We start from the raw sequence: 14,912 nt of genomic DNA on the forward strand, positions 1-14,912 counted from the left end.
CAGAGGAAGGCGATATCCAGAGCCCGTAAAGAACGCGTCGGCGCCAGCGCCGTCGGTCCATCGTGTGTCTTTGCCAAAAAGAATTTTGTTGCCGGCGGAAATCATACTACGGGCAATCCTACGTCTTGCAGGTACCCAAAGGTCGGATCGTAGAATTCCGGCTTTCTCGTGGCGTCCGCCGCGTCCCCTTCTGGGACAACAATAATCATCCCTTGCCGGGCACGCGTCATGAGTACGCGGTAGGCGTTCTTCAGATAGAGTTTTCTTTCGGGTGACTTGATCCGTTTCCACTGATCGCCATGAAACGACCAATGATCCCAACCCTTCTCATGGTATCGTAAGTCCGCGTCCCATGCAACGCACGTCCAATCGAGTTCTAATCCCTGAACATGAAATTCCGTGGCTACGTCCTCCAAGTAGTACGAGGACCGGACGTCCTCTTTTCCATCTAAAAACCAATGCACGGGATCGACCGGCGATCGAACGTGGATGGCATGCGGTTTCAACCGCTCGGCTTGCGAAGAGACAACTATTCCGTACCGCTCCGACCCTCGGGCCTTCTCTTTCAGCCATGACTTGGCCGTACCCAAGCTCCGGGTCAATACAATCGGATAGCGGTCGGCTTGCCGAATCGAACGCCGGGCGCCATCCAAATCGACGTCCAAGATCTGCTTCACGAGCAGTGAAACGTTCTCCGCTCGAAACGAACGCATCGACGTGGCAAGGTGGAGCTCCGACTTCATCGTCACGTTCGGTCGCGGGCCAAGTGAATCGATCGCTCGTCCCGCCGCATATTCGGTGTCATGTAAGCGCGGCGAAATGAAAATGCCCCAATCGGGGTAAGATCGATTAAGTGATTCAATCCATTCGCTTATCCCGGCCTCGCCCGTGTTTATTTCTTGGCCTCCGCCTACGAGACAAATCACGACTGCCCAATCCGGGTGCCGATCGAGGCACGAGATGAGGAATTCCGGCTCTGACATGGAAAACCCCGGACGCTGCTTCTTGCGACTCATGAACGCAGCTGTTTGCTTCCGGTTCCACGCACGCTGGGCTTCATCGAAGATTGCGACGCGCTCGATCGGGGGCCCGTCGTCCTTCAGGCATTCATCCCGGAAATTGTGGATATTTTGAATGAACGCCTTAACGCGGCTCCGCGTTTCCCCGAGTCGGACCGAGTGCCCGGCCTCGTCCGACCGTCGCTTCTGGTCACGGGCAAGCGCTTCGCGCAGTATCTTGACGAGTGGGCCGTTTCCGGACAGATATACTGCATGCAATTCGCTCTTGGCATCCATGTGCTCGGTCGCAACATTGAGTCCGACGAGCGTCTTGCCCGCGCCGGGGACGCCTGTGACAAAACAAATCACCTTGCGCGATTCCCCCCGGGCGGAATCTATTATTTCGGACAGAAGATGCGATGTCGCGGAAAGATTCACCGCGCCGCCGTCGCTTCTCGCGATTTCGGTTACAGAGTGATTCCCGTAAAGCGCACACGCCGCCTCGATGATTGTTGGGGTCGGCCGATACCGACCGGACGTCCATGCCCGCCGGTCTATTCGCAGACCCGGCGCCCGGGCCAGGATTTGACGCATGGTGGGTCCGAATGTCCGGAGGTTTGCGCGAATCGGGTCGAACAGACCGTCGTTCAACCTTTCGGAAAGAACAGGCGACTCGGGGTCGCTCGCGCCTGTCGCGATCAGGACCGGTACAATGAAGGCGTGATGGCTGGCCTCATGGAAATTCTTGAGGTCTAGCGCATAATCCCAAACTTGTTCAATGGCATGGCGAGGAAACGTCTTCTCGCCAACCTTGAATTCCAGAACGAGGATCACAGAGTCGAGAACCAGCACAACGTCAATCCGACGGCCCATCCTGGGAATCACGTACTCGAAAAAGATGGCACCATCCATGTTCCCGAGTGCCGCCTGAAGAAAACCCACCTCTTCACGCCATGCGGCAAGCTGCGCTTCCGTTGGTGGAAGGCCGACTTGGCTTGCCTCAGCGGCCAGACGGTCGAGGATTGCGCTCCCATCGGCCTTGGAGAAGTCCGTGATTTCGCTGGAGTAAAAAGCCCGGTCCATCCGTCCCGTCGAAGGGTGGCAGCCGATATGAAGGCTGGGATCGACGCGATGACGCGGAGGAACGTCCGGTCATGCTTGCGTCGCCTGGACCCCGTAATACCGAGATCCATGATCGGGCGAGGCGGGTGGCGTCGCAATTGCTCTTAGCGCGCCCGCCGAGATTCGAACTCGGGTCCTGAGGTCCGGAACCTCATGTCCTATCCAAGCTAGACTACGGGCGCAGTAAGGGGGCGGATTCCGTACCTCGATATAACGTTGCCCTTGCTTTTCAGAACGGCTGGCCGGAGTTTTTCCGTGCACCCTAGCGGAACCTTCAGTTCCGCTGGGGCTAGGGAAGCTTCGCTTCCCTGCGCCGCTTTTTGCCGCTTGACGGCAAAAAGGGTGCTGTGCCTATCCAAGCTAGACTACGGGCGCCTGAAGCGGAGCGAAGCTCCGCGAAGCCCCGGGGACGAGGCCCGAAGGGCCGAGTCCACGAGGGCACGCGGGTTCGCCCTCAGGCGAAGCCGCGTGTAAGGGCCGGATTCCCTGCCCAGATATAACGGTGTCCCTGCGGTTCGAGATGGTTGGCAGATTCCTCCGGGGATGCGACCAATGGAGGTGACGTCGTTAGATGCTGGCGAGCGTTATTGTTACCCGCCCACCGAGTGCACCCTGAATGCTCCGGCCACGGTGTATTCGACGCTCAATGGCGCCACCCCTTCGTTCTCCCACAGCAGGCTGAAAATGTCCCGCCTCATGGCAGTGAACGTCCCCTCCCCTTCATGGGCGGTCTTTTCCACGTGGTTGGTGGTCACGCCGTCCTTGTGGCTGTGGACGTTGAAGTATATCATTCCGTCCGCCTCGACTACTTTCCACTTGTAGGTGAGGGTCGCGTTTTCTTCCATTACGAGGTTGGCTTCGAGGAATTGCCTCGCCGCGATTGATTTGGTGTCCTTCAGTTCGGCGGTTGTGACCACTTCACGCGTGAGAGTGATCGCGACCGTGTATGCCTCGTCGACTGCCCGTTGGGTGCGGACGATTATCTTCCATTTGCCCGGTAGTGGCGGCTCGACGGTCGCCACCGAGCTCTTCGTGTCGCTCTCTGGAAAGCCTGATCCCTGGTTCTTTCCCGAGGGGTCGAGCAGTGAGAAAGAGAGCGCGGATGCCGCCGATGCCCATGTGAGGTCGGCTTTGATGTCGACGACGCGCGCCTCGACGTCGAATTCGTGGATCTTCTCGCCGGGCGCGACGGGCGTTCCTGCGAGTCGGTCCGTGAAGGTGGTCTTGATCGGCGCCAATGGCTCGCTTGAGGTAGTCGGTGGCGTGGTCCCCGCCGCCGGGTCGTCATTTTGCTGGGTCACGCATCCCGAGAGAAGCATGAGGGCCAACGCAAGGTATGCAAGAGGGCTCCGATGGGCCGCCATCGTTTGGTCCAGCACAGGAAGTCGCCTTAAACCTTCTTGTGGGGGACGGTCGCGGGACCCGCCCATGGCGCCTAAAGTGTAAAGCGGGGTTAGCCGTTGGCAGGTCGATGCCGCCGAAACAGACTGCCCGTAGCCTTCTCGAAAAGGGCTTGAAGCCGAAGACCCCAGGCGAGATGCTACGCGAGACCATCCTGACTTCACTCAGCAAGCTTCACTCCGACGGGTTCTCCCGCGAAGAGTCGATGCAAGCGCTCTTCCCGAACACGATACTCGATTCTGACGTCCTGGAGACCGTGACGTCGGCGCTCCTTTCCGGGAACAATTTTCTCGTCATCGGGCCCCCCGGTAGCGGGAAGACGACACTTGCGAAGGACGTGTGGCAACTATATCCCAAAGAAGGTGTCGCGGTGGAGACCTGCCCCGTGCAAGATGACCCGTTCTCGCTGGTGGACGAGAAGTTCTCGAAGACGGCCCCCCCATGCCCCTACTGCAAGACGAGGTACGGTGGCGTTTCACTCCAAGAACTCGGCGAATTCGACCCGAAGGCGGTGAAACCGGACGAGGTGCCCGTGAAGCGGCTGCACTTGAGAGAGGGTTATGGTTTCGCGCGGGTCCAGGGCTCACCCGAGGTGTTCCCGGACAATCTCACCGGTTCTATCAACCTCTCGAAATTGGAAGAGTTGGGCGACCCCACGTCGCCCTTGGTGTTGGAGCCTGGGAAACTTTTGCAGGCAAACAGGGGCGTTCTCCTCATCGACGAGATCGGGAAGTTACCGAGGGGGACGCAAAACGTCCTTCTACAAGCACTCCAAGAACGGATCGTGACGCCGGCGAAATCAAGGGAAACGTTCCCGGCGAGTTTCATCGCCGTCACTACGTCCAACCTCGACGACCTCGACAACATCAGCGAGCCGTTGAACGATCGCCTCGTGAATCTCCAGGTTCCCTTCAACAAGGACCATTCGAAGAACATGCGGATCGTTGAAGTGGCGTTCAGCGCGCAAAACGCCGTGAAGATCCCATGGGTGTTTCGCGAGGCGAGTGTGCACCTCATCGAGGAGTGGCGTAAGACCAGCCAAGGCCTCCCGGAACTCTACGAGGTGGGAAGCAACAGGAGCATGATCGACGTCCTACGCCGTTCCGAATCGTTTGCCGTCCTCGCCGGAAGCAGCGCTTTGAGGGCCGAGGACTTCGGCCGCGGGATAAAGGAGGCGATGCGGGGCCGCATCAGGGCACGCGGCTCAGACAGCCTCGACGAATCGCGTTCCATCGTCGACCAGTTCGTCGAGAAGACCTGGCGACGCTCGTTGGAGCGTTCCTGCGTCACCCACTGGTGCCTGTTCTTCGAGGGCGAGTTGAAGAAGGACCGGGCGGAGGCGGAGAGGGTGTTGAAGGAGGTGCGAAGTGTAGTCACCATGGACGCAGAAAAACAGGTGGAGGCGCTACGAGACCACAGCCCGCACACGCGCTACAAGCGGTTCGCCGACCACGTGGGGCGCATGGAGCGCGCCACAAAGGCTGACGTCCCGGGAAACGTCGCAGGCACCATAGCGCTCTTCGACGAACTCAAGGTCTTTGACAAGGACCCGGCGAAGATCTGAGGGCCATGATGCGAAGGCGAGTTCTCGCTGGGGGTTGACGGTCTTCTCCCACATCCCCGATTGTCTTTCCTGGGAGGACGCCTTCCACCTCACGAGCGAAGAGAGATTGGAACTCGTAAGACGCCTTGCGGAAGAAGGCCCGGGTGCGATCGACAGGTTCCTTGAGGAACGAAAGGAACAAGGCGGCCTGGGAGCGCATTTCGAGGACGTGAAGCGGCGTATGGAGGCGTTCGCCGCAGAAAGACGGCGCCGACTCCTCGAGGAGTTCGAGGAGAGGCGGAAAAGGGCGGAAGCGGAATCGGGCCAGAAACTCGTCACCGTGAGCGAGGCGAAGAAGTCGGCAGAAGAGCGGCTTCGAGAGCTTCTTGCCTCCCGGGACGCTGAATTGCGAGGCGCGCTACTTGGCGGAGACCTCGTCCGACTCACTTTGTCGGCAAGCCCAGGCGAAGAACGGAAACGTGGTCCGATCGACGTGCTCCTCGGTTTCATTCTGGGAATTCTTGCCGCCATCGGACGCGTTTGGCGATCGTTCCTTTCGTTCCTAGGCCTACGACGACGGGCACGGCGCACCACAATAGCAGCGTTTCGAGGCCTCGCGGGAACTTACGCCGAGATCGAGGGACGGGTCGGACTCGCGTTGCGATCAAGCGACGATGTCCGGTCACTGGTGCGCCAACGAATGGGCCAACTCAGGGCGGGAGACCGGTTCTCTCTCTGGTGGCGTAAGCTCCTCGGCCTCGAAGACGACGAATCCATCCTCCGCCGGTTCATCGAGGACGAGGTGGAGAAAGGCCTCACCGAGAAGGAACGCGAGATGATGCGGCAACGGGAGGAGTTGGAAAAGAACCTCGCGGGCCTCGATGAGCGGCGCCGTGCCGAGGAAGCCGAGACCCAAGGCGAGCTTGACCGCATCGAACGTGAACGCGAGGCGGCGATAAAGAGACTACGGGAACTCGCCTCGAACGCGCCCAGGGAGAGACTACGCCAAGAGGTCGTGGAGGACCTGCTCGCGTCGGGCCTCGTCCGGGAGACCGAAGGCAACATCACGATCACGCACCGGCTCATCGACAGGTTCGCAGACCTCGTACTCGCAGCGGAGACGAAGTCCGCCAGGAGCGGCAAACGAAGCGGCTTCGGTCGGACGGCGGAGGGTGAAGGCGATTACGAGCGCTCGCCGCTTCTCTCGCGCGAAGACATGTCGAGGATGGACATAGCCGAATCCCTCGTTTCCGCGAGGTTGAACCACCCGCGCGTGAAGCACATGTTCGACGACGACGTCATCATCCACCGCGAGATACGCTCCGCCGTCACACACGCGGTCCTAGTCATGGACGCGAGCGCCAGCATGGAAGAGAACGGACGGATACTCGCGGCAAAAAGAGCGGTCCTGGCGCTCCACAGCGCCGTAAAACGATCGAACCCGCGTAACATCGTCGACGTCCTCGTGATGAGGACGGACGTGCGTAGGATCGACCTTCTCGAGGCGTGGAACCTCAAGCCACGGGGCTTCACGAACACGGGGAGGGCACTGAGGATGGCGTCGGACCTCTTGGAGCGGGAAGGCAAGGACAGGCAACTCCTCTACCTCGTGACCGACGGCCTCCCCGAGGCGCACACGGAGGGCGGCGAGGATCTTGCGGGCTTTCCCGAGAAAGCGATGCGCTCGGCGCTCGATTCATCGCGCCGACTCCGCTCTCTTCCGGGCGCCTACTTCGTCCAGGTGCTCTTGGAGGCCAAGGACCCCACGTACGTCGAGGCGGCGGAATCCATAGCCTCACAAGGCAAGGGCCGTGTCCTTCGCGTCGACCCGGGCGACTTGGCCCAAAGGAGCCTCGCCGAATTCAGTCGTGCGACGAGGCAGTGGCAGGAAATACCGGCCTGAACCCTTGAGCGAAGGGGACCTGTGCGCCGGCCGCTTCGGGGCGGGCCTACGCGACCGACGTCAATGCCGTCCACCGGTCCCGACCTTTACGACGAGGCAAGGGCATGGGGAGCGTTTGAGCACTCGATCCACCGTACTCCCCCAAAGGAACTGATGCGCACTTGGCTTCCGAGTCGCGCCCAGCACAAGCATCGTGGATCGGGCCTTGCGGGCGTAGGAAAGGATCGACCGGGCGGCGTCGCTGGATTCGGTCACCGCCTCCTCATAGGGTACGTCCTCGGCGTCGAGGATCATCGCACATGATCGAAGGACCTCGTTCACGCGAGTTGACGGGGCGCCGCGCGACGCCGCGTGGAAAAGGGTCACCGAACCTTTCCGGACGGACGCCGCGCGAGCTGCGTCGCCCGGTCTAGAGCGGGGCTCATCCCCCCGTGGACTCGCTAGTGCGGCGGCCACTTGAGTGGCCAACACGGAGTGGTCGTAACCGGCCGTCGGGACGAGGACGCGCGTAGCATCGACCTGTGTGTGCTTCTTGTAGTCGACGACCATCACGTTAGTGGGACTGCCACGGACGACGTCGTCGACGAGGTTTCCAAGTAGGAGCCGCTCGCCCCTGTCCTTTCCCGTCGATCCGAGGACCACGAGGTCGTGGCCGCCGGCCTTGGATTCGTGAATGATGGCGGCGGCTTCGGAGCGGGCAAGCATTATCTTGGACCGGACGACGGCCCCCCGGGCCTCGATCGAGGCGGACAGTTCCTCCAAGAGTTCCCCCGCCTCTTCGACGCGGTCGGCGACGTACCCCGGTCGCCTCTCGGTCGGGAGGGTGATGACGTTGAGGAGCATCACTTCGCCGTCGCCGCGCACAAGGCGCGGCAGGAGACCCTCGACGGTGCGCAAAAGGCGCGGAGAAACGGCGGGGACGAGGATGCGGCGAAAGAGCACGGCAGCGAATCCCCGTCCTGATTATTAACGGGGACGACGAAGCACCAACATCGGCCCCAGGTGGCTTACCCGATCTTCTGAAGCCAGCAAACCTTTCAGAACGTGCTGGGTCTCGACGTCGTCTGGTTGGGCCCACCCGACGGCGGCGCCGGCGGCAGATGCGTGAGTACGTCGTGCTCGAAGCCGAAATTCATGGTGGGTTCGCCCCCGAACGTCGTGTCCCAGGAGAAGAACACCTTGTACTTCCCGAAACCCGCCTCGTTGAAGTTCGGCCGGTAGAGGGTCATCTTCTGCGCCTGTACGGGCGAGAACGTGCCCATCACCATGCGACCGTCGGGCCCCGTGACCCACATGGAGGGAATGACCTTCGATGGGCCCCGGTAGGTGAGACCGAAGGAGGCCCGCCGCGTCTCGTTCGTCACTTGGAACTCGTGTAGGAGCATCGGTTGTTGGTCGGTCGCGTTCACGCTCTTGGCGACGTTTCCGGATTGCGAGTAGGTGTCCGTCGTGTTGAACGGCATCAGCATGTACACACCCGTCACCGAGGATGCCTGCGGACCGCCCGTGACGAGTTGCAGCTGTGCTCCTTGGGCGCCGCTGCCGGCCGAGGTCGAAAGGACGGCGAGACCGATGTTTCCCCGGTTCCCCTTCTCGTGCATGAAGCCCCCTCGGGGAAGTTCGAGGCTTGCGGTCACGGTCACCAGTTGCCCCGGGGCGAGTGTCTGCGGCAGGTCGAACGTGGCCCCCGCCACGTAGCTGTCCTCGAAGCCGCTGAAGACGAACGCTACCGGCCGGGGATTCGTCGGATCGAGAGGCGGGAAAGTCACGATCTTGTCGGTCGTGAAGGTCATGGTGGCCTTCAAGGGCTCGATGTAATGGATGTTGTTCCCCGATGGGCTCGTGAACCACGGGTGCGGGAAATTGCCGGAAGTGAACTCCTGGACGCCGTCGACGGCGACGGCGACCTGTCTTTCGGGTCTTACGCTGTCAAAGCCGTGGTCGGGCGTGAAGTAGGCCGTGAAAGGCCGTTCTACAAAGAATTCGTTACCGGCCTCGTCGGTGAAATTGTGGACGGGCCCGCCGGCGATATCCGTCGCCAATGGTGGCGTCGTGACGAGGTCCCCGGTGGTCACGTCCCCCGTGTCGATGCACCCGGAAAGGACCGCCGGGACCATAATGAGACAGGCTACGAGGGCGCTGGATCTCATCTTGAAGGTGCTTATACCGGCCTTCCTATAAAACCAGTCTAGTCGGATGCCTTGAACATCCTCCACGGAGCAGGGACATCGATTCTCGCCTCGGGTAGCCGCGAAGCGTGCAGAAGCCGTCGCGCTCCGGCCCGTTTTCAAGCAGCCGCTAGCGACGAAGGGCTCTCAGGGCGGCTAGGTCGCGTCGAAAGCCCGGCATGCGCTCGTCCTCTTCGGGGTCCGTCTCGATGTTGCCGGGCGTATCCTTGAACCTCGCGTCGTTGAGGAGCGTACGAAACCCTTCCTTCCCGATGCCGCCTTCGCCGATGTGCTCGTGGCGGTCGAGCCGACCGTCGAACGGGCCCTTCGAATCATTGAGATGGAACGCCTGGATGAGCTTCGTGCCTAGCAAGGCATCGAAGGACCCCATCGTCTTCTCGTACGCCGTCTCTGTCCTTAGGTCGTACCCGGCGGCGAACGCGTGGCACGTGTCGAAACAAACCCCGACGCGCTTCTTGTCATGTATCTTGTCGATCATGGTCGCGAGGTCCTCGAACCTGCGGCCCACATTCGTCCCCTGGCCCGCGGCGTTCTCGAGAAGCACAATGGTCTTCCCCCCTTTTGTCGCCGCAAGCGCTTCGTTGACGCTCACCGAGACGTTTTCAAACCCGACTTCTTCCCCCGCGCCCGTGTGGCTTCCCGGGTGGAATATCAAGCCATGGAGACCAAGCAGCTCAGACCGGCGGATCTCGTCGATGAACGCAGCGACGGATTTCGCTCGTAGCCCCGTGTCGGGCGAGGCCATGTTGATGAGGTAGCCGGCATGCGCGACCGGCCTCTTGATGCCTGTCTCTTTCAGCAGTTTCCTCCAGAGGGCGATATCTTCTGGCTCGTAGGGCCTTGCCTCCCATTGGCGCTGGTTCTTGGTGAAGATCTGCACTGATTCGCAGTCCAGCTCCTTCGCTTTGACGAGGGCCGTGGCGACACCGCCCGCGATCGAAGTGTGGGCACCTAGAAGCACCATGCAAGGACCGCCCTTAGACCGTCCTCGCGGCTATCTGGTGCTCCTGCTGCTCCAACTCCGTCAATGCCTTGTGCAATTCCGCATCGCTTGGCGCCTTGCCGTGGAAAGACAGCGAACCTTGCATGAAGGAGACGCCCTTGCCTTTCACTGTGTGGGCATAGATGCAGGTGGGGCCGCCCTTGTGCGCCTTGGCCTTGTCCACGGCCTCAAGGACAGCGTGCATGTCGTGGCCATCGATCTCCAAGACGTTCCAGCGGAACGAGCGCCACTTGTCGCCGATGGGCTCGATCGACATTATCTCCTCCGTCGGGCCGTCGATCTGCAGCATGTTCCGGTCAAGGAACACGGTAAGGTTATCCAGCTTGTAATGAGCGGCCGCCATCGCGGCCTCCCAGATGAGCCCCTCGTCGCACTCGCCGTCGCCGACGATGCAATAGACCTGGTAATCCTTCTTGTCGAGTTTCCCCGCGAGCGCCATCCCGACGGCGGCAGGAAGGCCATTGCCTTCGCTTCCCGTGCTCATGTCCACACCTGGGGTCTTTCGCATCGACGGGTGGCCCTGGAGATGACTGTTGATCTTCCGGTACGTCACGAGGTCCTCGACGGGAAAGTACCCGTTCATCGCCAGGGCTGCATACCAGGCGGCGCACGAGTGCCCCTTGCTCATGATGACGCGGTCGCGGTCGGGCCATTGGGGGTCCTTGGGGTCGTGGCGGAGTTTCTCAAAGTAGAGCGCCGTGATGAAATCGGTCGAGGAAAGGGACCCACCGGGGTGCCCCGAACCGGCCGCATGGACCATCTTGATCACGTGCTTGCGGATCTCGACGGCCTTCGATTCGAGTCCCTTGATCTTCTTCGCGGAATGTTCAGTCAAGGCTGCCGGGGGAGATGACGCCAATCACGCTAAATGTGTTTGGTCCCCCGTCCGGGCCAAAACCGGCGCCACGTGGAGAAAACCGGGCTTGACCGACGTACTGGCACCGCGGCACTCGAGATACGGGCCCGAACGGGGTCGCTTCGGGATTCGGCGCTGCGGAAAAAGTATAAAAAGCCCCGAAGTATGCGGCGCGTAACGGGAAGATAAAGAATGGCCGACCTCACCCCCTACGCCTTGGAACTGTCCCTTGCGGCCGCCGGCGTCGCACTCGTCTACGCGATCTACCTCACGATGAGGATACTCCGGCAGGACGAGGGCTCCGACAAGATGAAGGCCATCGCACAAGCCATCCGTGAAGGCTCCATGGCGTACCTTGCGCGCCAGTACAGGACCATAGCCATCATCGCTGTCGCGGTGGCCGTCCTCTTAGCCGTCTACCCGCCGCTCGGTCCCGTGGCCGCCGGCGCCTTCATACTTGGAGCCGTCCTTTCGGCGCTCGCAGGGTATGCCGGCATGCTCATCGCCATCCGGGCGAACGTCCGCACCGCGCGCGCCGCCGAACGCGGCGTCGGGCCCGCCATGGACCTGGCTTTTTCGGGCGGCACCGTCACGGGCATGGCCATCGTAGGGCTAGGGCTCTTCGGGATTGCCGGCCTCTACATGGTGCTTCGCGACGTGAACCTCCTTATCGGATTCGGGTTCGGAGCCTCGCTCATCTCGCTTTTCGCCCGCGTGGGCGGCGGAATCTACACGAAAGTCGCGGATGTCGGGGCGGACCTCGTGGGAAAACTCGAAGCGGGAATACCGGAGGACGACGCCCGTAACCCCGCCGTGATCGCGGACAACGTCGGCGACAACGTCGGCGACTGCGCCGGCATGGGTGCCGACCTCTTCGAATCCTACGTCGTCACTTTGATCGCGGCGATGATTCTCGGAGCGCTCACGGTTGGAAAGACCCTGAACGGGTTCGTCGTCGGCGACGAAGTGGTGCTGCTCCCACTCATCATCGCGGCCGGCGGCATCGCCGGGAGCATCCTCGGCAGCGTCTTCGTGCGCCCAAAGACCGAGGCCAAGATCTGGCCCTCCCTCAACGTGGGGATATACGTCGCCGCGGGCGTCTCGGCCATCCTTATCTACGTGGCGACGCTGGGGCAGCCGAACGGGGTGCAATACTTCCTCGCGGCCTCCGTCGGGATACTCACCACCATCATCATCAGCCACATCACGGCTTACTACACGTCCACCGACAAGCCGCCGGTGCGCGAACTCGCCGAGCTCTCGAACGGCGGCCCCACGGCGAACGTCCTTTTCGGCCTCGGGATCGGGTTCCGAAGCACGATACTCCCGATCCTCACCATCTCCGCGGCGATCCTCATCTCCTACCAACTCGCGGGGATCTACGGCATTGCACTTGCCGCCATGGGCCTCCTCTCGGTGACCGGCATCATCATGTCCATCGACAGCTACGGGCCGATAAGCGATAATGCCGGCGGCATCGCCGAGATGAGCGGAATGTCATCCGACGTGCGTAAGGTCACCGACGCGCTCGACGCTGTTGGAAACACAACGAAGGCGACGACCAAGGGGGTCGCGATCGCTAGCGCGTCGATCAGTGCCCTCGCCCTCTTCACGGCGTTCACGCAAGAGGCAAAACTCGGGGACGTGAACCTCTTCGCTATGCCCGTCCTCGTCGGCCTCATCATCGGAGCGACGGTGCCGCTCGTCTTTTCCGCGTGGGCGATGCAGGCGGTGGGCCGAAGTGCGAACCTCATGGTCGAGGAAGTTCGCCGCCAGTTCCGTGAGATCCCCGGTATCATGGAAGGGACGGCGAAGCCAGACTACGCAAGGTGTGTCGACATCTCGACGCAAGCGGCCATCCGGCAACTTGGAAGGCTCGGCGCCATCGCAGTCATCCCACCAATAGTCATCGGGCTTCTCTTGGGACCTCTCGCCCTGGCAGGTTTCCTCGTCGGAAGCATCCTCACCGGACAGCTTCTAGCCTACACGCTCTGCAACGCGGGCGCGGCATGGGACAACGGCAAGAAGTACATCGAACAGGGTAACCACGGTGGAAAGAAGAGCCCCGCGCATCAGACCGCGGTCATCGGAGACACCATCGGCGACCCTGCGAAGGACACTGCGGGACCCGCGATAAACAGCCTCATAAAGGTCATCAACACGGTGAGTCTGCTCCTCGCGCCCTTGCTCGCCGGGTTGACGATCGCGGCATACATACCGGGATGGTCATGAGAAGGCTAATCCTGCGGCGCGTCTATCCTGAGGCGTGGCTTGGATAGCTTTACCTGACGAACTACCAGACGACGACTGGCGTTCGCGCCCAGGGTCCGGGAAGTCTTGGCTGCATCGGCGCACTGGTCTCCCACCGGGTTCTCATAGGAAACTTGCGCTTGCAGTCATACTCGCACTAGCGAGCGCGGGAGCCGGGTGGGCAGTAGGACTTTCTGACGTCGGCATCGCAACCCTTGTGGGCGCGGTGTTCGTTTCAGCTCTAGCCGTCTGGTACGAAACCGTTTCGGCTGCGCGCCACGAGCTCTTGGACCAAGGGCTCACCGTCTTGAAATCTGATTTCGATGACGTTAGAGAAATGCTTGAGCGTGCGTCCACGTTGCATGCCTTCGCGAATCTCTCAACTAGAGACTCTTCGGACGAGGCTCTGGCCCGAGAGCATCCGTCATGGTTGGAATTGTGCGTCCCACGGTTCGCTCGTTTTCCCCTTCAGCGAAGGGCGCTCATCAAGTTCAGTAGGGCAGCGCGGATTTGCCTTCCGGAAGAACGAGCTGCTGGGGATCATGGGGCTGTTGAAAAAGCGCGACGTGATGTTTCGGCAGCACTAAAGGAGTTGGAGATTCACATGGATACGTTTCTTAAGCGCGGTTATCAGGAGAAGCGACGGCTTCCATGACCTCCTACTCCGCATTCACGGTCTTGACTTCCGGCACCCTGGCCTTGAGTATCCGCTCGATGCCCATCCGAAGCGTCATCTGGCTCATTCCACAACCCGAGCACGCTCCGACCATACGGATGTCCACCGTGCCGCTCGTTTCGTCCGCTTTCACGAGCTCAAGGTCGCCGCCATCCATGTTGACCGCGGGGCGGATCTGTTCGATGACGGCCTCGACGCGCTCCTGAAAACTCTTCTTGGGCTTTGGAGCCCCTTGGGGTGCTCCAGGTTCGGCAGTAGTCTCCATCGTCACTCAAGCGACCATTGATGCTTATCGTTTATAACCATTGTGCCCGATTACACGCGGATGGTCACAATCGCGCAGAGGTACAAACTGAAGATCGGCTCCGCCGCGCCGCCGTTCGTCCTTCCTTGCGTCGACGGGAAGACACATGCCCTCCCCGATTTCAAGGGCGAGGCGTTGCTCGTCGTCTTCAGCTGCAACCACTGCCCGTACGTCCAATCGTACGAGGAGCGGCTCATCGCCATCGGCCGCGACTACGTGGCGCGCGGACTAGATTTCGTCGCGGTGAACAGCAACGAGATCGAGAACTACCCGGAGGACGATTTCGCTCACATGGTCGAGAGGGCGAAGGCGAAGGGTTACACGTTCCATTACGTGCGAGACGAAAGCCAGGAGGTCGCCGAAAGCTTTGGGGCCCAGTGCACGCCCCACGTCTTCCTCTTCGACCACAACCGAAGGCTCGCCTACCAAGGCCGGATCGACGACAACCGCGATGCGACGCAGGTGAAGCGCCACGAACTAAGGGAGGCGATCGAGGCGTTGTTCGCCGGAAGACCCGTCGGGCTTGAGGAAACACCGGCGTTTGGCTGCTCCATAAAGTGGGACAAGGAACCGAAGTTCCTTTGACGGCGCGACGACAGCATCGGCAGGTGCGCGGACCGGAAACGGAAAGTCACGCGTATGTATGGCTCGATCACATCATGGGTTT

General features: G+C 61.2%; 11 protein-coding genes and 1 tRNA gene. 4 read left to right on the forward strand and 8 right to left on the reverse strand.

Features of this window, described 5'->3' with window-relative positions; translation table 11 throughout:
• Positions 1-101 precede the first annotated feature (101 nt).
• From HY556_02530 to HY556_02540, 3 genes are all read right to left on the reverse strand, one after another.
• Positions 102-2,081 carry a DUF2075 domain-containing protein gene (locus tag HY556_02530; protein ID MBI4392660.1) on the reverse strand — a complete coding sequence of 660 codons (1,980 nt, stop codon included), beginning with the start codon at positions 2,079-2,081 and terminating at the stop codon, positions 102-104.
• A gap of 147 nt (positions 2,082-2,228) precedes the next feature.
• Positions 2,229-2,302 (reverse strand) — tRNA-Arg (locus HY556_02535).
• Positions 2,303-2,710: 408 nt separating this feature from the next.
• The gene (locus HY556_02540) at positions 2,711-3,484 is read right to left on the reverse strand and encodes a hypothetical protein (protein MBI4392661.1); all 774 of its coding nucleotides are present in this window, start codon (positions 3,482-3,484) and stop codon (positions 2,711-2,713) included.
• A 107-nt stretch (positions 3,485-3,591) separates the two neighbouring features.
• Between HY556_02540 and HY556_02545 the strand changes: the two genes are divergently transcribed.
• Both HY556_02545 and HY556_02550 read left to right on the forward strand, forming a co-directional pair.
• Positions 3,592-5,085 (forward strand): ATP-binding protein, encoded by a 1,494-nt coding sequence (locus HY556_02545; GenBank protein ID MBI4392662.1) that lies wholly within the window; start codon positions 3,592-3,594, stop codon positions 5,083-5,085.
• A gap of 34 nt (positions 5,086-5,119) precedes the next feature.
• Complete coding sequence (locus tag HY556_02550) at positions 5,120-6,967, forward strand: hypothetical protein (protein ID MBI4392663.1); 1,848 nt, start codon at positions 5,120-5,122, stop codon at positions 6,965-6,967.
• Positions 6,968-7,027: 60 nt separating this feature from the next.
• Here HY556_02550 and HY556_02555 read toward each other — a convergent pair whose 3' ends face one another.
• The 4 genes from HY556_02555 to HY556_02570 all read right to left on the reverse strand — a co-directional run bounded on the left by HY556_02555 (position 7,028) and on the right by HY556_02570 (position 10,994).
• Positions 7,028-7,909, reverse strand: a complete 882-nt coding sequence (locus HY556_02555; GenBank protein MBI4392664.1) for a universal stress protein — start codon at positions 7,907-7,909, stop codon at positions 7,028-7,030.
• Between the two features lie 95 nt (positions 7,910-8,004).
• Positions 8,005-9,117, reverse strand: coding sequence for a hypothetical protein (locus tag HY556_02560; protein ID MBI4392665.1), 1,113 nt, complete (start codon positions 9,115-9,117; stop codon positions 8,005-8,007).
• A gap of 148 nt (positions 9,118-9,265) precedes the next feature.
• Positions 9,266-10,120 (reverse strand): deoxyribonuclease IV, encoded by an 855-nt coding sequence (locus tag HY556_02565; protein MBI4392666.1) that lies wholly within the window; start codon positions 10,118-10,120, stop codon positions 9,266-9,268.
• 13 nt (positions 10,121-10,133) lie between these two features.
• Entirely contained in the window at positions 10,134-10,994 is an 861-nt protein-coding gene (locus HY556_02570) for a transketolase (protein MBI4392667.1), read from the reverse strand.
• A gap of 213 nt (positions 10,995-11,207) precedes the next feature.
• On the opposite strand from HY556_02570, the gene HY556_02575 reads away from it, so the two are divergent.
• Positions 11,208-13,247: a sodium-translocating pyrophosphatase gene (locus HY556_02575; GenBank protein ID MBI4392668.1), complete on the forward strand. Its 2,040-nt coding sequence runs from the start codon at positions 11,208-11,210 to the stop codon at positions 13,245-13,247.
• A 677-nt stretch (positions 13,248-13,924) separates the two neighbouring features.
• Here HY556_02575 and HY556_02580 read toward each other — a convergent pair.
• On the reverse strand, positions 13,925-14,206 hold the full coding sequence (locus tag HY556_02580; protein ID MBI4392669.1) for a NifU family protein: 282 nt from the start codon (positions 14,204-14,206) through the stop codon (positions 13,925-13,927).
• Positions 14,207-14,266: 60 nt separating this feature from the next.
• Between HY556_02580 and HY556_02585 the strand changes: the two genes are divergently transcribed.
• Complete coding sequence (locus tag HY556_02585) at positions 14,267-14,830, forward strand: thioredoxin family protein (protein ID MBI4392670.1); 564 nt, start codon at positions 14,267-14,269, stop codon at positions 14,828-14,830.
• Positions 14,831-14,912 lie beyond the last annotated feature (82 nt).

The sequence above is a fragment of the Euryarchaeota archaeon genome, assembly GCA_016207515.1.
Taxonomy (GTDB): domain Archaea; phylum Thermoplasmatota; class SW-10-69-26; order JACQPN01; family JACQPN01; genus JACQPN01.

Excerpts from the sequence above, each read along its gene's own strand:
- HY556_02560 (MBI4392665.1), bottom strand. The coding sequence starts at position 9,117 with ATGAGATCCAGCGCCCTCGTAGCCTGTCTCATTATGGTCCCGGCGGTC.
- HY556_02545 (MBI4392662.1), top strand. The coding sequence starts at position 3,592 with ATGCCGCCGAAACAGACTGCCCGTAGCCTTCTCGAAAAGGGCTTGAAG.
- HY556_02580 (MBI4392669.1), bottom strand. The coding sequence starts at position 14,206 with ATGGAGACTACTGCCGAACCTGGAGCACCCCAAGGGGCTCCAAAGCCC.
- HY556_02575 (MBI4392668.1), top strand. The coding sequence starts at position 11,208 with ATGGCCGACCTCACCCCCTACGCCTTGGAACTGTCCCTTGCGGCCGCC.
- HY556_02565 (MBI4392666.1), bottom strand. The coding sequence starts at position 10,120 with ATGGTGCTTCTAGGTGCCCACACTTCGATCGCGGGCGGTGTCGCCACG.
- HY556_02585 (MBI4392670.1), top strand. The coding sequence starts at position 14,267 with ATGGTCACAATCGCGCAGAGGTACAAACTGAAGATCGGCTCCGCCGCG.
- HY556_02540 (MBI4392661.1), bottom strand. The coding sequence starts at position 3,484 with ATGGCGGCCCATCGGAGCCCTCTTGCATACCTTGCGTTGGCCCTCATG.
- HY556_02530 (MBI4392660.1), bottom strand. The coding sequence starts at position 2,081 with ATGGACCGGGCTTTTTACTCCAGCGAAATCACGGACTTCTCCAAGGCC.